The organism is Poriferisphaera sp. WC338, assembly GCF_050931845.1.
In the GTDB taxonomy this organism is placed as follows: Bacteria; Planctomycetota; Phycisphaerae; order Phycisphaerales; family Phycisphaeraceae; genus Poriferisphaera.
The window spans coordinates 3,776,164-3,794,815 of the sequence record NZ_CP194516.1 but is presented as its reverse complement, the minus strand read 5'-3'; the positions used below and the strand labels follow the sequence as shown (position 1 = coordinate 3,794,815).

Here is an 18,652-nt window from a genome sequence, read left to right as displayed (position 1 = left end):
TACGTACCCCATGGTTTTGGACGTGACTCCATTGTGCGAATTGGTTAGTATAGTTCTAGTCTTAGGTCATTTCTTGCCAAGCATTTCTGCAAGTACGAACCATACAGTCACAACGAGATTCGCTAAACCTTGGAGAAGACAGATGCGATCAACTCTCGCGATGGCCGCTGTTGCGGCAATTTCCGTAATGGCAACAAATTCCATCTTTGCGCTCGATAGTGCCTTCAACGGCCTCAGCCGCTGGTCCATCACTGCCACAGATGGCTTCATCGGCTCCAGTTCTACGCACGGTATCCCCGTGACACTTACTTGGTCCATCGTCCCTGATCTTACAGCAACCGATAGCTCTTCTTCCTCCGGCGCTCACCCCAGCCCCCACCACAGCACGCTTATCTCTGTCCTTGATGCGCAGTTCGATCCCACAAGCACCGGTGGCGCTGACCTCACCCAACGCAATTGGTTTGGCCTTTTCGATAATGCCTACAAACGCTGGGGTGAAGTTTCCGGCCTCACCTTCGTCTATGAACCTAATGACGATGGTGTCAAACACGGGGCAGGTGGCAGTCTTGGCGCTATCGGTACTCGCGGCGACATCCGTGTCGCTGGTGCTTCCATTGATGGTCATTCTGGCTCAAACACACTTGCTTACAATTACTTCCCCATTAACGGTGATATGCTCCTTGATATTGATAACGCTTCGGGGTGGGAACTTTTCGATATAAACAGTCCTATCAATTCATCCACCAACAACCCGCGTCTGATCAATATCCTCGAGCACGAAATCGGGCACGGCATCGGTATCCCGCACGTTATCTCAAACAACTCCCGCCAACTCATGGAACCCTTCATCAACACCAGTTTCTACGGCCCGCAAATGGATGACATCCTTATGGTCCAGCGCCTCTATGGTGATGCTTATGAAGCAGCAGGCGGCAACGACAGCACCGCCAATGCGCAAGATCTCGGCACACTTACCGATGGCACCTCATGGTCTATCGGCAACGATGCCGATCGCACCGCATCACAGCTGGTCACTGCGCAGCAATCCGACTTCGTTTCCATCGACGATAACTCCGACATTGATGTCTATAAATTCCAAGTCGCTACTGATTCAGAAGTCGATATTCTTCTCGATCCCCTTGGCATCACCTACAACCAGGGCCCGCAAGGTGGATCCGAAACCTCACTCAATATGCGAACGCTCAGTAACCTTAATTTTGAACTCCTGAACGCACTCGGCTCTGTTATCGAAACCGTCAGCGCAAACGGAGCGGGTATCGCCGAATCACTGATCAATTACAACCTCTCCGCTGGCGATTACTTCCTCCGCGTCACCGGCACTGCCGACGATACGCAGTTCTACGGCCTCTCCATCGATGTTACTGCCATCCCCGAACCCACCGCACTGGCATTGCTCTCCCTCTCATCACTTATATTGTTACATCAACGTCGTATTGCATAGTGAGCTTTTAATCGCGGTAAAGGTCATCCTGATACAAACAAAGTTCCTAACAACCTCGTTTCGGCGAGGTTGTTTTTGCATTAGACGTACGGGAAAAACGATTGAATTTTATGTCACAATAGTCGCTTAAATTTTAAGCTTTATTGGAAATCATTTAAGGGAAATGGTGGACGACGATAGGAAGCACACCTAGTATTTTGCGTGATCCAAATCGGCATGTATGTGCCAGATCCCAAGAATGAATGATTGGGAATGACAGGCATTTGGATCACAACACAGGAAAACACAAGCATAGATCTGGTGAGTAAGCCAAGATCGTATGTTGGGAAATTTTGGCGTCTCCTTGTTTGATTGGTGTTGGTGTCACAGGCATAGAAGGACTAGCACCAAATCCCTCCTGACCAGCATTGCAGTTCTCCGCAGTGCTGGTTTTTTTTACGCGCTATAATCTGCATTTCTATCGCCGATTGATTTTGAAAGACTGCATGTAAATCTCAATATGCTATACAGATAAGTGTGGGTAATCTGTGGATAATTGAAAAAGTCAATTACGCAAATCTACTTCTTTGTGAGATGCTCAGAAAGATCATATGAGATGTTCAGCTAATCAACTTGCACATAAACTGAGTTATTATTCGGATTCAATAAAAATGTGTAGACGTTTCGAGATTATAAAGATTGATTACACGTGGAATTATATCAGGGCAGAGAGAGTTCTTATTCAAGCGGGGGATAATACGTACAAACGTGGCAAATAACATTAGGTATATTGCGACATCACCTTGGCAACGTAAGCTGTGTAACGGCATTGTCTTGGGAACAAAGAGCGTTGCTTTTTTGTTGAAAATTCGTCTGATGGGTTGATTTTTACCAAACAATACCTATCATTGGTTTCGGTGTTAGGGGAATTCCCCATCATCAAGCTAGCGACCGTGAATGCACTAGGCGTTCTTGCTAGTACATAAATTTGATCCCCCCCCTCGAGTCCTCGGCTTCGGCTGAGGGCTCGTTTTTTTATTGTTGTAATGAAGGTAGGAAGGAAAATGTGTTTACTTGCGAGCATCAAGTGATTGCACGGTCATTCCATATTTGGTTCAGCGGTAAGATTGGCCTTTCCGTATGAAACCGCGTGTGGTGTTGTGTCATGGTCATGCAATATTGCTGGTTCTTGTGATTTAAAGATTCGATGATTTATTAAACCGCTTGTTTTATTGTTGCATGACATCACAAATGTATAAACGTGCGTATTGACCATCAGAAGCTTACTGATGAGGACGAGTAATCTACCTACGTAACCCATCAAGTTGTACTAATCGTTAGAAAAGTTATTAGCCACACCAGACTCATTTTGCGTCAATAACAAATGATTGTCGTGGGCCGTCTCATGGATTGTCCCATTCAAAATGACGAAGGTAGGAACGGAGGCTCATGTCGTAGCATTGCTCAAGACGATGGGCTGGCAATTACTCGTTCTGTTGATCTGTATTACTTTTGTTTATGTATTCTCAGTTCATGAGAGGGGTTTCGATGGCAGGCAAATGGTTATCTGTTGATCAGGCAGCGAAGGCCCTTGGTGTGAGTGCAAGCACCATCCGCAGACGCATATCAAGCAACATGATTGAATGGCAAGAAGGTGAACGCGGTCGGCGCGAGGTTTATGTTTGCTTTGATGATGAAGCAGGTGAGCATGTAGCGGGCTTGAGTCCCAATCCACAGCTTGCCGAAGCTCATATTGAAGATGTACTTGAAACCGAGGAAGCAATCGAGCTTCCGGTGGATCGAGAAGCACTTGCAAAGCAGGCATCTGGGGCGGGCAAGATGAAAGCACGGAAGAGCCAGAACAAAACGATTGAGAAGCCAGCAGCACAAGTGCCAGTCGGACAAGGTGAGATGGGTGAATACGCGCCACTTCCGGGTGAAGCTGTTGGAACTGGGCATGACGATGATGGCGAGTGGTGGGAGCCGAGTGAAGAGAACGAAGAAAAACGTTGGCCGATGAAGCAACAGGGTTTTATGCGTCCGGGCAAATTGCTTAGCGAAGAGGATGATTGTTCGGATACATCACCAGAAGCGCAGACACGTCGGTTCCAAAAGTTGGCTGGTGCGAGTGTGCTTTTAGCACAGCGTCAGACTGATGAAGCAAATGAAAAATTGGCTATCGTACATAATCAGTTATACCGCATGCGTCAGATGACTTACACCTCATGGGCAGCAGCAGTCTTGATCGCTGCAGTGAGTTTGTTCTCGGTTGCGTTTATGGGCGGCGAGAAAGTTCCGACAGCATCGGCACAAAGCACTGGTGCGGTAGGTGTGAACAGCCCGATGAGTGGCTGGGAGATGCAACAGCTAGATGAAGAAGCTACTGGAGATTTTGAAGCTTATTCAACACATGAAAGCAGTGGTCAAGAGAAACGGTTGCGTCATGAGAATTTGAAGTTGCGCGAGCAGTTAGTAGAACAGTCTCGTCAGCTCAAAGCGATTCAAATTCAGCAAGAGAAGGCGCGGCGCGCTTTAGAAGCGGCGTTGGGTGTTGAGGCACCAGCTGCATCAAAGAATGTTGAACAAAGTAAAGCAAATCCACAAGCAAACAAGAAGTCGCAAGCGACCTACCGCGCAGGAATGCGGGTGGATGATATTGAACAGATGCTTGCGATGCAGGACCCGGATTTTTAGATCATGACCTAGCCATAAGATTGAGAAATAAAATGTCACGGCACACGAAAGTGTGTCGTTTTTATTTTGAGTAGGTGGTTGTTCATTGGATTAAGATGGTGTTGGGAGGATAAAAGTGAGTGTATGTTGCGAATCAGTGTAGAGCTTGGCTTCTTCGACGGTATCAACAAAGATGATGTTATGTGCGGTGTAAGGGTGGCCGGCGGTTTGTTCGATGGCTTGGTGAGGTGTATTGATACAGCGGCTGTGAAATTCTGCATCATGAGCTGCGCGTTCGCGCACCTTATTGATTGTGTCCATAAATTCGGTGTAGGTCCAGTCCCAATCAGGATTGAAGATCATGCGGCCTTCCTTTCGTGCTATGGGATTATAGACGCAAGGGTGTGGCCAAGAGATATAAGTTATATGTAGCGAGTCAGATTAGGGGACGAGGCATATACCGCCGGTGAGTTGGAGAGCTTTGGGTGTGTATTGATGGAATTCGATGCGGTTGCCATCGGGGTCTGTGGTCCATGCTTGATAGGCGTGGTCAGCGCCGAGTATTTTGGGTGTGACTTCAATGTGATGTGATTGGAGGAGTGCGATGATAGCGTCCATGTCGGTGACTTCGAGTGACATGTGAGTAATGCGGCCTAGCGGGATGTTGTCCTGTGATTGGAAAACTTCGATGAAAGTGTTATTGCCAAGACTGATGTAGAAACCAGATGGTTTGTCGTTTTCTATGAATGTGAATTGAATGGGTAGGCCGAGAACAGTGTGATAAAAATGTTTAGTTTGCTCAAGGTCAGTAACATGGATACATAGATGTGCGAGTTGTTTGATCATGATAGATAGCTTTCGGGTTATGGTTGTTGAAGCTATATTGTAGTGGCGTATGTGGTGTGGTAAATGAAAAGTGGTAAACCGCAGAGGACAGAGGGTTGTTTATAAATGCGCCTTCAAGCGGCGGGTGGGGCCTTGGGTTTGAGATGCTGAACGTTTTGCTATGTCGTTAAGGGTTTGCCCGTTTTTGCGTGTTCGGAGGAGATAGAGATTGTTATTGTCCGTATATTATTAGGCAAGAAATGCTCGGAAGGCGGGGAGCCTTTCTTCCGCTGTGTTGTAGTAAAAAATGGTGCATCTATATCAAAGAAGTTTGCGCATTGATGTATGCTATTGCGTATGTTGCGTAATGGTGAGAGCAGGTTGTTTCATTACTTTCTGAAGAGGGAGACTTGTATGATTAGTCGCGTGTGTTGTTGTGTTGTTACGGCAGGTTTAGGTGTTGTGTTGTCAGGTTCGGCGATGGCTGCGACGACGCTTTCATCTTATGCAGAGAAGTCGGTTGATGCACTTAGTGAGACGTATGTGGATCACTTCTTCCCAAGAGCGATCAATGATGGTGAAGTGTACGTTGATGGCTTAGTTTATTTTGAATTGAACTCTGGTATTTCAACTAGCGACTTTAATCAAGCGACGTTTATCTTTACAGCTTATAACGCGATTGATTTCGGCGGGGTAGAAACTGATGGGCCGAGTGCCTCGTTATTGAGTGCTGGTTCGGGGCGTGATATTAATCTGTCGCTTGCGGCATATGTAAAGCCGTTTTATACGCCGAGTGCATCTGATGCGAAGTTAGCTTACACCGTCGAAGCCGGTGCATCGGTGTCATCTGTGCTAGATGGTTTGGGTAGTCCACTCCAAGAAGTACAAGAGGTTGAGTATGATGTGACGGACTGGCTGAAGAATGCAATTGATAATGACGATGCGGAGTATATCTATTTTCAGATGGTGAATAATACATTCAACACAGGGGTGAATGTTTCGGTAGCAAGTCCCTTGACATCCGGTGGTGGTTCAACGCTACCCCAGGCGCCGTACCGGTTGGTGTTGGGTGGCGGTGTGCCGACGATTCCTTCACCGAGTGCGTTTGGTTTTGGATGTTTGATGTTGGCGGGAATGGTTGCGCGTCGTCGTCGCGGTTAAGCAGATAGATGACAATTAAAAATGTAGATGATGGCCGGCGATCAAGAGATTGCCGGCTGTTTTTTTGACTACTCATTGAAAAACCCACGGTGTGGAAACCGTGGGTTTGGATAATCTCATTGTCTAACGCATGGTTAGGTAGATTGTATTGGCTTACTTGCCGGCTTCTTTATATTGATGTTCGTGGAGGGATTCGTCGGCTTGATGATCACCTTCAATGGTCTCGAGAGAGGGGCGGATCTGGTCTGCGGTGAGGCGGACAGGTGCGGAAGATTTAGGAGCAGCGTAGGCGACGCAATTGGCAAGGACCTGGCGGACTTCTTTTTGGTAGTAAATGGGGAAGGTTTCGTGGCCGGGACGGAAGTAGACGACTTTGCCTTTGCCGCGGTCCCATGTGCAGCATGAGCGGAAGATCTCGCCGCCTTCGAACCATGAGATGAGGACGGTTTCATCTGGGTCTGGGATGTCGAAGAATTCACCGTACATTTCGGTGTCTTTGATTTCGAAGAATTCGCCATCAATACCATCGGTGATAGGGTGGCCGGGCTTCATGACCCAGAGGCGTTCCTTTTCGCCTGCTTCGCGCCAACGGAGCGAGCAGGTGGTGCCCATGAGTTTTTGGAAGATTTTTGAGTAGTGTCCGGAGTGGAGGATGACGATGCCCATGCCTTCGAGGACGCGCTGGTGGACCTTGTTGACGATCTCATCGTCGACCTTGTCGTGAGCGGCGTGACCCCACCAAGTGAGGACATCGGTATTGGCAAGGACTTCGTCGGTGAGGCCGTGCTCTGGCTGTTCGAGCAAGGCGGTTTGAACGGTAACGGTTTGGCCGAGGTATTCCTCGATGCCGGCCTTCATGGCGCCGTGCATGCCGTCGGGATAGAGATCCTTGACGACTTTGCTTGTTTGTTCGTGGACGTGCTCATGCCAGACGGTAACGCGGAGGGGGGAATTGGACATGTGATAACTCCTATGGAAGTTTGTTGGGGGGGGTATACGTTGAGCCGCCTAGTATGGAGGCAGTTTAGAGAGCTTGACGGGTGGATCAAGGGGTTATACCGGATGCGCGAATTTTTTTTATAAAAAGCTGAAACAGTTGGAAAGCGGTGTCGTCTATATAGTGTGAAAGGGGACGGGGGTACGTCGGGCTTTCGGGAGAGGGTTTGGGGAATATGATCCGGGTCGACGGGCAGCCTGTGGCAGATGCGATTGGTTGGTGGTAAGTGGGGTGGACAAGAGCCTTTCCGGGCGATCGATGGGTTGATGTGGCAAGGGGGATAGGGAATGACAATCCGGGGCTAGAGATCTGAAGCCGTGCTCTGATAGTGATAATGTCAGGGCGCCAATACCTTTCTTCAGCGATGCCGTGGCTTCAGAACTCTGCCCCTTGATTATCAAATGGTCGATACGGTGCGGACTTGAGTTAGTGCTCGTATTGGATGTGCAGGTGCGGCTTGCTTAATGGCAGGTCGTATTTTTATTGGCTGTGAGTGAAATCGGGGATACTGACTGTAAGCTGGTTGGATCGTGCGGCTTGGATTTTCGGAATTGCGAGAAATGGTTGTAAGAATGTCATGTCTCATGGGGACTGCCAATCTATAATGCTGTTGTTATGAAAGATATAAAACACATATTCCGTGTTTGGGTGATGTTGTTGTTGGCGGTGGTGTTGTGTGGCGGCGCGTTGTTTGGAGATGAGGGAGATGGTGATGAAGTAGAACCGCTGCAGATGCGCCAAGAGTCAGCGGGGGTGGATAAGCAGAGTGATGAAGCTGGGGGATTGCTAGATGATTCATGGGATGCGATTGCGGTGGATGGCCATGAAGGCAACGAGCCGATGCAGCTCTTTAGTAAGCAGCCTTCTGATCAAACATCTGGAAGTGTGATGAATGCGGCCTCAATGCCGATGCGTGGGCAAAAATTGATTGATGTTTTGCCAAGCGGATCGGTGATTGCGGTGATACCAGTTGAGGGAGATATTTATGATTTCACCAAACAAAGTATGGAGCGGCGGGTGCAGCGTGCGTTAGATGCTGGCGCATCATTGATTGTGTTCAAGATCAAAACCAATGGGGGATTGGTAACCAGCGCAATCGATATCATGACTTATCTTAAAGACCCGAATGAGGTCCCTGTGCCAACAGTTGCATGGGTGAATCAGAGGGCCTATAGCGCAGGTACATTAATCGCGACTTCGTGTGATGAGATTATTATGTCGCCATCATCACAGATGGGGGCAAGTGCACCGATTTTACTCGGGCAGAATTTATCACCAACAGAGCGTGCAAAAGCGCTTAGCCCGTTGCTCGCAGCTTTCAAATCAAACGCTGAAGATAATGGATATGATTATGCGCCATTGCATGCGATGTGTGTGTTAGGTGTGGAGGTGTTCTATATTGAAAATCCGGGGACGGGCGAACGACATCTGGTGAATCAGGCGGATTATGCGTGGATGGTGGAAGGCAAGGAATACGATACGAGTTTGTATCAGAAAGATCCATATGCGGTAGGTGCGGTGACGTATGAGCTTGCGGAAATAACAAATGAGAAGCAGAAAGGTGCGTGGGTACCTGTATTGAAATTGTCGAATGGCATAAACTTGCCCGGTGGTAAAGTACATGCTGGGAATACGTTGTTCACGTTGGGTGAGACGCGTGCTTTTGAGCTTGGTTTATCCGCACAGACGATAGGCACAGATGCGCAGCTCAGGCAGTATTACAACGGGTCGAAAGTGTTTGTAGTGCCACAAACATGGAGTGAAGGGGTTGCGGGATTCTTGTCACGAACTTGGGTGCGTGCGATTTTGGTTGTGGCATTGATGGTAGGAGCATATCTGGAGTTTCAGACCCCGGGACTAGGGATTGCTGGCGGGGTGGCATTGCTCGCATTGATTTTGTTGTTGGGAGCGCCGCTGATCATTGGGCTTGCTGAGGTATGGCACATCATTCTGTTCTTTATTGGATTTGTGCTTTTGGTGATTGAGTTGGCGTTCACGCCAAGCTTTGGTCTGCTTGGGATTTTGGGGATCGTGATGATGTTTGTGGGGTTGGTGTTGAATGTTGTGCCGTCGGGTGGGCCGAATTTTGGTCCGATTCGATTACCAAGTCCGCAAGCTTGGGACAGTGTGATGTATTCGACATTGAGCATCATGGCTGGGACTGTGGTGAGTTTGATTTGTATGTTTTTTATCACGAAGTATTTTGGCCGTATTCCATTTTTAAGTTCACTGGTGTTACGGGACGAACGGGTGGTGGTGAACGCTGATGCTGTGGGGCAGGGGCGGGTGAGCGATGTCTTTGAGCAAGTGAGCGGCGATGAGGTGTTGGGTGGAGGACGCTTAAAAGTTGGTCAGCGGGGGCGGACAATGACAAGTTTGCATCCCGCGGGGCAAGCGGTATTTGATGGTGAAGCAATAGATGTGGTTTCATCTGGAGACTGGATTGATCGTGGTGTGACAGTCGAGATTGTGGAGATCGGTGGTGGACGGATTGTAGTGGATGTTATGCGTGGTCAATCAACATCAGCGTAGTTATAAATCAGGAGAGCTGATGTTGTAAACTGTGAGGCAAAGTGTGTTTTGAATATGTAAGCCAAGTGTTGCGGTGACGGTTCCTGAATGATTGAGGAGAGGGTGGGTGTTACAATGTGGCAATGAAAGAAACGATCAAGCGATGGCTGGGCGGAATGAGTTTTCAAGCAAAGACAGTGGTGGTATCACTGCTTGGTGCGGTTTTGTTGTTGGTGCTGATGTCTATGATTTGGCCGGGTGATGCTGGTGTGCGGCGGGCAACAAAGCTTCGTGATGTATTGAATGAAAAAGTGACGGCGATGGTGGATCGTGGGGAGGAGATGGCACGAGATGATGGGTTCGTATATGCCGTGGATATAGGGTTGTTGTTGCAATATGCCGCGTTGCGCAAAGATCGTCCACTTTATGAAAAGCTTCATATGATTGTGACGGATCATCTGCTGGTCAACCCACCATCTGTGGTGAAGGATCAGATTGGTGAGAATGTGGCAGGGTTTGTGGCGTGGCGGTATCCGACGAAGCGTTTGCTTGAAGGGTATGCTAAGGCTGATGGTTCTGAGGTGATGCCTGATGCGGATCAGAAACAAATTCCGCTCCTTGAAGGTTTAGAGAAGCAGCAAGCGGCACAGCAGCATCAATTTCGTGGTTGGAAGGTGATGAATAAAGCAGGAGAGCCACTTGATGCAACAGGTACAACCGAAGCTTTACGTGTGGCAGAGGGGCTTTGGTTAGGCGCGATTGCGCTTGATCGTGAAGCGGATAAAGTGCTAGCGGAAACAATACTAGAGGGTTACGCTCGGCATGCTTATGTAGACCAGGGTGTCTGGATCATTCGGAACTATTTTAATCTGCAGAATGGAGCTTTTAGCGGCAATTCCTATACCATTGATTACGATGCAGATATTGTGGCCTGTGTTGGTAAGGAAGCGTCTAATCAGCGATTAGACGAAGTGGCTCGTCGTACACGTGAATTGCTCGTCGCTGCCAAGTCGCCCGCAGGATTGATTCACAGCGTTGTACAGCCAGAGATCCTGACGCTCATGGGTAAGCCGGGTGCATATTTTTCTCCGAATAACATTGAGCAGATTTCAAATGTGGTGGAGGTGGCTGAGCGATGCGCATATGAGCTACCGGGCTTATCGCAAGGTGTTTTAGATTTTTGCATGTATGACTTACGTCGTTTACATCTTTACTACAACGCGCAGACAGGTGATCGTGTCGGAGAAACAAAATCAGGATTGGAAACATTCGCTCCGTTGCTACGTCTAACAGTTAAACATAACGACAGGCAGAATCACGATGCTGTCTTGACGATGCTGCTCGATGCGGCGCAGCATAAACTTATGCGGGGCGGTGAGGCTACATTATATGACTTGTCGCAAACGCTTCTGTCGCTTGAGATCTCGATCTTATATCAGTCTGGTAGCGGCGAAGACGCGTTTGAACAATGGAGCGGTGTGGGGAGGTTTGATGAGGTTGTTGCGGTAGAAGGTAAATCTGTCAATGAAGCGAGAGGAGAAACAGAAAGCTCGGAGGTGGATCAAGATGAAGTCTTAGTGCAGCCGCAATCTAAACATCAAGTGAATGAAAAAACGGATGTGTCGAAGAAGCCAGAGGGGACAAAGGAGATGATCTTACCGATCGTGGTTGAGCCGCCTAGTACGCAGCCTGCACATGATCAAAGTAAGAAGATTAGCAAGAAGCAGCAAGACGATGCTACGACGCCCACCGTTCAGACTGAAACGAAATCCACATCTGCTTCAGTGGGGACATCCGCAATCAAGGGGGCGTCGAGTGAAGCGGGTACTCAACCCACCCCTGCAAGCTCCAGCGAGCCAAAGTAGCATCATCGTTTATCGTAAATCTATTTTGATAAAGCAGATACGCTCGCCGTGCGGTCCCGTCCATCGGAATCTTCAGGCCGGTACTTGAAATCTATCGTGCATAGAAGACAATATTGTCTGAAGAAAGGAGCGACGCCATGAACATTGCGGTGCCAATGATGGGTGGAAAATTTGGGAGCAATCTGGCGGCAGCTGACCGTTTGGTAGTCTACCGTATTGACCGTGCAGGGCGCCGTGTTTGCACAATTGATGTGCAGCATGTCGATCCTGTAGAAGGCAAAACGATCGATCGATTAATTCAAGAAAGCAATGCGGATTCAATTATTGTGTCGCGCGAGTTTAATGAGATTGACTGTCCGTTGTTGCACATGGAGATCGACATACTTCTGACTCAAGCCAGCGGCTACCCCGAACAGATCATCAACCAATATCTTTATCATCCAGATTACTTCACACGGTTTGCACCTGAGATGGCTTGTTAATCCTGTGTGATATCCAGTTCTTTATGGACATGGTCTACCAGCATTCTGCCAACGGCTTCTTCTTCATCAATCACACGCTGGGCGCCACTTTCACTTAGCTCATGCACATAAGCATGGTAACGAGCACGTGCCATAATGCTTAATTCTGTATGGGTGCGTCTTGCCATGCGAATGACAGCGCTCGCACCGCGGTGATCGGGTAAGGTGACGACCATCAATTTTGCACCACGCACACCAGCATGTTCTTGAATCTCTCGCAGTGATGCATCACCGATCATGGATTGCATGCCAAATTCTTCAACACGTATCGCAGTTGCAGGGTTTAGATCGATAACTAATACCTGTTGGCCTTGTGCTTGCATGGACTTTGCAACAGCTTCACCCGCAGGACCAAAGCCGACAATGATGATATGTCCTTGTAGTGCTTTAGCATCGGGGCGCATTTTTCGATCTGTCATGCGAATAACACGACGTTTTCTCAATGTATATTCAATCCTTCGGCCTATCGGAAGTGCCCAGCCAACCAGGTAAGGCGTAAGGAAGAACGTCACCAAACTTGTCGATACTACCAGATTAAAAATATCATCATTGACCAAGCCGCTTTGCTGTGCCATGACGACTAATACAAAGGAAAACTCACCGATCTGTGCGAGGCACAAACCAGTTGCGATCGCTGAGCGGTGCTGTATGCCCAGCGATCTTTCGATGCCCCAGATGATGACGACTTTGCCTGCAATTACTGTCGCGACAACACAGGCAACTGTCAGGAAGTTTTCAAACATCCAGCCGAGGTCTGCAAGCATGCCAATGGAAGCGAAAAATAATGTGACAAACAATGTTTTGATCGAGGCAACATCGCTACGGATTTGTGTGGAGAGTGAACTTTCACCGAGCACTACACCAGCGATAAAAGCGCCAAGAGCAGGTGATAGCTCTAATGCATGAGCAAGCCATGTACTACCCGCTGCAACGACGAGTGCAAAGAGTATGGGTAGCTCACGATGCGTGGCAATGGTGCGAACGGTGATAAGTCGTGGCAGTACTTTTTTGCTCAGTAGAAGCAATACTCCGATCGCAAGACCGGCGACGAGTACCTGAAACAGAATACCCACGACCAAGTGTGCCATGCTTGTACTGGTAGAGGCATCGATATTGGTGCCATGTTCCACGGTAGCCGAGACAATGATTCCAGCATCAGTAAGATTACCTGCTGTGTTTGCACCAAGGGCAGTTACAAGAATGACTAGTGGCACGACCGCCATGTCTTGAATTAGCAAAATGCCAAGCGAGAGACGTCCGTGAACAGAATCAATTTCTGCTCGGTCGGAAAGCGTACGTAAAACACACGCAGTACTGGACAGGGCAAGCATCGCACCGACGGCAAGTGCTGCGGATTTGCTCAGGTCAAATATCCATGCGATGCATGCTGCGACAATAATAGTGATGAGGATTTGCAAGGCGCCGCCGATGAAGGCGATCTTGCCCATACTAGTCAATCGTTTCCAGCTAAATTCTAGGCCAATGGTAAACAGCAATAGCGCAACGCCAAGTTCTGCAAGATTTTCAACCGTGTTTGAATGCAGGACCGCGTTAATCGCGTGTGGGCCGAGGAGCGTACCGGCTAGGAGGTAGCCAACGATGGCGCTCTGACGAAATCGGACAAAAATCGCACCAAGCAACATTGCTGCAGATAGCAGCAAAAGAATATCAAACAAGATTGTCCAGAACGAGTTCATCCATACCTCAATAAAAGTGAGTCGATTATAAACGCAATGATACCATCTCCTCTTTTACTACATCGGTTACCATTCCTCATAAGCAAAAGTGAAAATCTAAGTAGTTTAAAGCAAAAATTTGAGGTATGAGGTATTCCATACCACAAAATCAAAAATGAAAAGAGGATTCAATATCCAGCAGGGCTTCTGCGACTGATGCCGGCCATCGTTGCATGGTGAGATGATCAACTTTATGACTCGTATAGTGTTCAAAATCAAGAAGTACCTGTTCCATTGTCGGCTTTAAATGTTCGGTGATGTTCTGACGCGCCTTATTAGCATTGCCATCGATGAAGGTACTCAGGATTCTTTCATGGTGATGAATGGATTCTTGAGTTCTCACAATTAAGTCGTCACGGTTAGGCACGGGGCGGTATTGTAACGACCGCATTAAAGTATGCATGCGGCAGAATTGATCGAATAATATCTTATTCCCTGTTGCTCGCATGACAATAAGGTGAAAAGTGAAGTCAGCTAAAACATGCTCTTTAAGGTCCTCATCACTGATGTTGCGCTGTTGTTTTTGAAGTCGATTGATAAGACGATTCATACGTACAATCGTTTTTTCTAGTCTCGTTAAGTATCCCTTCTTGGGTGATGATGCAAAAACTTCAGCGGCATAGCCTTCTAAAGCGGTGCGTAGTTCAAGCGTGTCTTTGAGTTCTTGATGTGTTAGCTCGCGTACAACGCTGCCTGAGTTTGGAACATTGGTGAGGAAGCCTTCAGCTTCTAACCTGCGTACTGCATGCGTGAGAGGGGTTCTACTGATACCGGTTGTTTTCGAAACCGCAAGTGCCGAGATGCGATCGCCCTGCCTGAGTTCACCGCGACGAATTTGTCCAAGTAGATAACGGTATGCCTTTTCCTCCAAGCTGGGCACGGCGGTGGCTGTAGTGTTGTTTGGTGTTTGCGTTGGCAACAGTGGGTACTCCTGTTCAAGAGCATCAATAAAGTGCATTCTATCAAAAAGCACGCTTACATGCGGAAATTACATGCAACACTATCTGGCAGTGTAGGCGCACAAGTATATGTTTTGAATAAGCTTACAGAAAATTAAGAAAAAGCTTCTTGTGCTATTGTCAGAAGGGGATTACATTACAGCTATTTAATGAATGTAATAATTGCATGTAATAAAGGAGCTGCCTGTGACACAATCAACCCCGGATCAAATCGAAAACGCTAATGTGATACTGGATCAATTTAAGCAAGATGGCTACGTTCTGATGGAAGCCTTGTTCACTGCTGATGAGATCGTGGAGATCAATCAAAACATTCAGCGGGTATTTGCTGAAGTTTTGCCGAGTATGCCTTCGGAGCTGATTTATTATGAAGATCCAGAGGATAAAAGTACGCTGAAGCAACTTCAGTATTTTCATGAGTATGATGATTACTTCCATAAGCTGTTTACAGAAGGTCGTGTTCGTAAGCTTGCCGAGTGTTTGCTCGAAGGCGAAGTTGTACCAAAAAATATTCAATGGTTTAACAAGCCGCCTAAGGTTGGTCAGCCAACGCCGCCTCATCAAGATGGATTTTATTTTAAGCTTAATCCATGTGAGGCAATCACCATGTGGCTCGCTCTCGAACCGGTAGATGAAGAGAATGGCTGTGTTCGATACATACCAGGGTCACATATGGAAGGCATGCGGGCGCATAATGACACGAACCTGATCGGTTTTTCCCAAGGTATTATCGATTATGGTGATGGGGATAGAAGAGAAGAAATTGCGTTTCCTGCTCAGCCAGGAACATTGTTGGCACATCATGCGCTAACAATTCATCGTGCCGACGGAAACAGTTCGCCAACACGTACACGCCAAGCACTTGGTTTTATTTTTTATGCAGCAAGAGCGATAGAAGATAAAGCAGCTCACGAAGCATATCTAAAGAAATTAAAAGAAAAATTGCAGTCAGAGGGAAAAATAGAATAATTGTATTTGGCTAGGAGCAATGAGCTTATTTAGTCGCGTGATATACAAAACGAGAGTGTTTAGGACTTTCAACTTTTTGATCAAAGGCGCGTTGAAGCTTTTTAATCATCTTGAACAGATGCATGTTTTTCTTTGTAATAATTTTCAATTGACCAATTAGCTTTGCAGGCATAAAACGAAGGATCAAGTAACCAAAATAGTCACGACGACGATGTATCCAATGCTGTTTGACGATTTCATAAAGCTCCCTGTAATTGTCCCCTTGCAGGTGAGCTTTTTCTTTAAACGAAAGTAATGAGGACATTGATATTTCGTTGCGTGTTACACGTTTGGCAGCGAGATGAATTGGCGAATCTTGTCCCCAGAATGTTTTGGCGACATCTGGGAAGTCTTCGAGCGCTAATTTGATACGCCGTGCAATGCCCATTGATAGAAATGAATCGTTGTCACCGCGTTTGTTCATAAGTAACTCAGGGCAATAGCAGAGGTTCATGCCATTCTTCATCATCGCATATGCCTTGGCTTGAATGATCCAGCATGTGTCACAGAATGTTTCGCAATCATCAGCAGCAAGCCAATCGGCACGTTTAATGATGACGGATGAAATAAAACTGAATAATGCGGTTGATGTACGTGCAAGGTTCAAATATTGCTGTTGCTGCTCAGCGTTAGAGAGATCGAAAACACGATCGCCTTGATGCCAATCGACAATTTCATGTGGCCCGACAGCGGACATGTTGAAATCGCAGAGCATAAAATTTGTAATGAGCGCATTCCAACTTTCATCCATCTTGCTGATAATACGGTCAATACTCCCCGGGCATAGATGGTCATCTGCACTGAATAGCCAGCAATAATCGCCATGGGCGAGTTTGACAGATTTAAGAATATCACGATCAACACCACATCTTTGCGAGCGTTTATAGAAAACAAGTCGATCAAATTGAGATTGATATGACTTGATGATCTCATCGGTTTGATCTGTAGAATTGCCATCGACAATGACAATTTCGATCTGTCCATTATCCTGTGAAATAATACTATCGAGTGTTTCTGGGAGAAATTCAGCGAAATTGTATGTTGGAATACAGAAGGACAGGCGAATGTTACGTTTAGTATTATCTTTTGATTTCATTTGTAAGCCTGTCGTCGAAAGATTTTGAGTGGTATTACGTGATACTAACTAGCTTGAATTGCTGGTATAGCTGTAGATGTTATGCTCAGAATTTTCTACTTAGTTTTAATGACGATTGGACGATCGTTTTTTATATGCGAATGTAGCTAAATTTGTACAGTAGTTTCTAGCCAACATTCACAAAATACCTAGTTGGCAGAGTAGCATTATGTAGATCAATATATAAAAAACCTATATGGTCATATCGAAAGTTTCCGGATAAGTTGTTTGTGGGTTGTGTGTCAGATCCTAGACGTGCTCATAGCATCTTGTGTATATCCCGGCATACGACAGTTTTGGATACGTTGAAACAAGCATAGTAGTCAGTGCAGGTATTAATGTTCAACTTTTAAGTGAATGATGCAATTAAGAGTGAGTTGCACGTTGCGTTGCTATATGTGCGCTTATGTCGATTGAATCGGACGAGCATTAAACGTGACTGTTACAGTCAGAATGGGCTTGCCGTGTATGCAGTCCCGTATCTTTAGAAGACGCGCTAAGGAACCATCGCTATGCCCCGTACGCAAGCATCTTCCGTGCCAGTCGTTCATATCCCAAAAGAAAAATCAGCTACAGAAAGGTCCGGGTTATATAAGCGTGCTACTCATTGTCGGGCGTGCCAGTCAAAGCATATGGTGAGTATTGTCGATCTTGGTGAACAGGCGCTCACGGGTGTTTTCCCAGACGCATCAGCTGAAGACCCGCCATCGGGGCCGCTCGAACTACTGTTCTGCCCAGACTGCACACTTGTACAACTGGCGCACGAATACCAATCGGACGTGATGTACGGCGATAACTACGGATATCGTTCAGGGCTAAACCAATCGATGGTGAATCATTTGGCTGACAAGGTGCATTTGCTATGTCAGCAAGCAAATGTTCAGTCGGGTGATTGGGTATTGGATATTGGGTCGAATGACGGAACTACTTTGGCGTCCTATACCGTTGAGAATTTAAATCGTGTGGGGATCGATCCGACAAGTCGAAAGTTTAGGCAGTATTACCCAGATGATATACACGTTGTTTCAGATTTTTTCTCAGCTGACGCGTTTCGTTCAGTTGCTGGTGAACGCAAGGCTATGCTCGTAACGTCGATTGCCATGTTCTATGATCTGCCGGACCCGATCGGGTTCGCATCTGATATAAATGAGATTCTTGCTGACGATGGTGTCTGGCATTTTGAACAATCATACATGCCGGGTATGTTACGGTTGAATTCCTACGACACAATTTGTCAGGAACATTTGCTTTATTATTCACTTCATTCTGTAAAATTCATTCTTGACCACGCAGGCTTTAAGATACTCGATCTTTCGTTTAATGACACTAACGGTGGATCATTTGCCGTTTCCGCGATCAAGCAATCGAATCCCAGAACTTGCCATGATGAATTAATCGATTGGGTTTTAGAGTCTGAAGAGACTACTGGTATTACACGAGCAGATGTGTTTTTAACATTCAATGACCGGGTTCGTGTACAGACGGAAATGTTTATTGGCTTGCTTGAACGGCTAAGAAGCAGGAAGCGTACCGTGATTGGTTACGGCGCATCTACAAAGGGTAATGTGATTCTTCAATATGCGAATATTGATACATCGCTTGTAAATGCAATCGCAGAAATTAATCCAGATAAGTTTGGCTGTGTTACACCACAGACACGTATTCCGATTATTTCTGATACAGAAGCTCGTAAGCTTAAGCCAGATTACTTTGTTGTCTTCCCATGGCATTTTCGCCATGATATTCTTCGTCGAGAGCAAGAATATTTACGTGGTGGTGGCCATTTTATCTTCCCACTTCCTGAGACTGAGGTTGTCTAG

General features: G+C 46.9%; 14 protein-coding genes. 8 read left to right on the top strand and 6 right to left on the bottom strand.

The window, feature by feature from the left end; all coding sequences use genetic code 11:
- Positions 1 to 142: 142 nt before the first annotated feature.
- Positions 143 to 1,462: a matrixin family metalloprotease gene (locus ACQ6WK_RS15705; protein WP_432798335.1), complete on the top strand. Its 1,320-nt coding sequence runs from the start codon at positions 143 to 145 to the stop codon at positions 1,460 to 1,462.
- A 1,527-nt stretch (positions 1,463 to 2,989) separates the two neighbouring features.
- Positions 2,990 to 4,135, top strand: coding sequence for a hypothetical protein (locus ACQ6WK_RS15700; RefSeq protein WP_432798334.1), 1,146 nt, complete (start codon positions 2,990 to 2,992; stop codon positions 4,133 to 4,135).
- Positions 4,136 to 4,225: 90 nt separating this feature from the next.
- Here the strand turns inward: ACQ6WK_RS15700 and ACQ6WK_RS15695 are convergent, their stop codons facing one another.
- On the bottom strand, positions 4,226 to 4,477 hold the full coding sequence (locus tag ACQ6WK_RS15695; RefSeq protein ID WP_432798333.1) for a hypothetical protein: 252 nt from the start codon (positions 4,475 to 4,477) through the stop codon (positions 4,226 to 4,228).
- A 78-nt stretch (positions 4,478 to 4,555) separates the two neighbouring features.
- Positions 4,556 to 4,960, bottom strand: a complete 405-nt coding sequence (locus tag ACQ6WK_RS15690; protein WP_432798332.1) for a VOC family protein — start codon at positions 4,958 to 4,960, stop codon at positions 4,556 to 4,558.
- A gap of 393 nt (positions 4,961 to 5,353) precedes the next feature.
- Here ACQ6WK_RS15690 and ACQ6WK_RS15685 point away from each other — a divergent pair, with 393 nt between their 5' ends.
- Entirely contained in the window at positions 5,354 to 6,100 is a 747-nt protein-coding gene (locus tag ACQ6WK_RS15685; RefSeq protein WP_432798331.1) for a hypothetical protein, read from the top strand.
- Positions 6,101 to 6,253: 153 nt separating this feature from the next.
- On the opposite strand, the gene ACQ6WK_RS15680 is transcribed toward ACQ6WK_RS15685, so the two are convergent.
- On the bottom strand, positions 6,254 to 7,060 hold the full coding sequence (locus ACQ6WK_RS15680) for a ThuA domain-containing protein (protein WP_432798330.1): 807 nt from the start codon (positions 7,058 to 7,060) through the stop codon (positions 6,254 to 6,256).
- 652 nt (positions 7,061 to 7,712) lie between these two features.
- Here ACQ6WK_RS15680 and ACQ6WK_RS15675 point away from each other — a divergent pair.
- From ACQ6WK_RS15675 to ACQ6WK_RS15665, 3 genes are all read left to right on the top strand, one after another.
- Positions 7,713 to 9,629, top strand: a complete 1,917-nt coding sequence (locus ACQ6WK_RS15675; protein ID WP_432798329.1) for an NfeD family protein — start codon at positions 7,713 to 7,715, stop codon at positions 9,627 to 9,629.
- A gap of 122 nt (positions 9,630 to 9,751) precedes the next feature.
- Complete coding sequence (locus ACQ6WK_RS15670; protein ID WP_432798328.1) at positions 9,752 to 11,473, top strand: hypothetical protein; 1,722 nt, start codon at positions 9,752 to 9,754, stop codon at positions 11,471 to 11,473.
- A gap of 137 nt (positions 11,474 to 11,610) precedes the next feature.
- Complete coding sequence (locus ACQ6WK_RS15665) at positions 11,611 to 11,955, top strand: hypothetical protein (RefSeq protein WP_432798327.1); 345 nt, start codon at positions 11,611 to 11,613, stop codon at positions 11,953 to 11,955.
- On the opposite strand, the gene ACQ6WK_RS15660 is transcribed toward ACQ6WK_RS15665, so the two are convergent.
- A complete protein-coding gene (locus ACQ6WK_RS15660; protein WP_432798326.1) occupies positions 11,952 to 13,691 on the bottom strand; it encodes a cation:proton antiporter in 1,740 nt (579 codons plus the stop codon). The genes ACQ6WK_RS15665 and ACQ6WK_RS15660 overlap by 4 nt on opposite strands.
- 148 nt (positions 13,692 to 13,839) lie before the next feature.
- Entirely contained in the window at positions 13,840 to 14,649 is an 810-nt protein-coding gene (locus ACQ6WK_RS15655; RefSeq protein ID WP_432798325.1) for a GntR family transcriptional regulator, read from the bottom strand.
- Between the two features lie 226 nt (positions 14,650 to 14,875).
- Here ACQ6WK_RS15655 and ACQ6WK_RS15650 point away from each other — a divergent pair, with 226 nt between their 5' ends.
- Entirely contained in the window at positions 14,876 to 15,658 is a 783-nt protein-coding gene (locus tag ACQ6WK_RS15650) for a phytanoyl-CoA dioxygenase family protein (protein ID WP_432798324.1), read from the top strand.
- Positions 15,659 to 15,683: 25 nt separating this feature from the next.
- Here ACQ6WK_RS15650 and ACQ6WK_RS15645 read toward each other — a convergent pair whose 3' ends face one another.
- Positions 15,684 to 16,793, bottom strand: coding sequence for a glycosyltransferase family 2 protein (locus tag ACQ6WK_RS15645; protein ID WP_432798323.1), 1,110 nt, complete (start codon positions 16,791 to 16,793; stop codon positions 15,684 to 15,686).
- Between the two features lie 551 nt (positions 16,794 to 17,344).
- Between ACQ6WK_RS15645 and ACQ6WK_RS15640 the strand changes: the two genes are divergently transcribed.
- Positions 17,345 to 18,652, top strand: a complete 1,308-nt coding sequence (locus tag ACQ6WK_RS15640; protein ID WP_432798322.1) for a class I SAM-dependent methyltransferase — start codon at positions 17,345 to 17,347, stop codon at positions 18,650 to 18,652.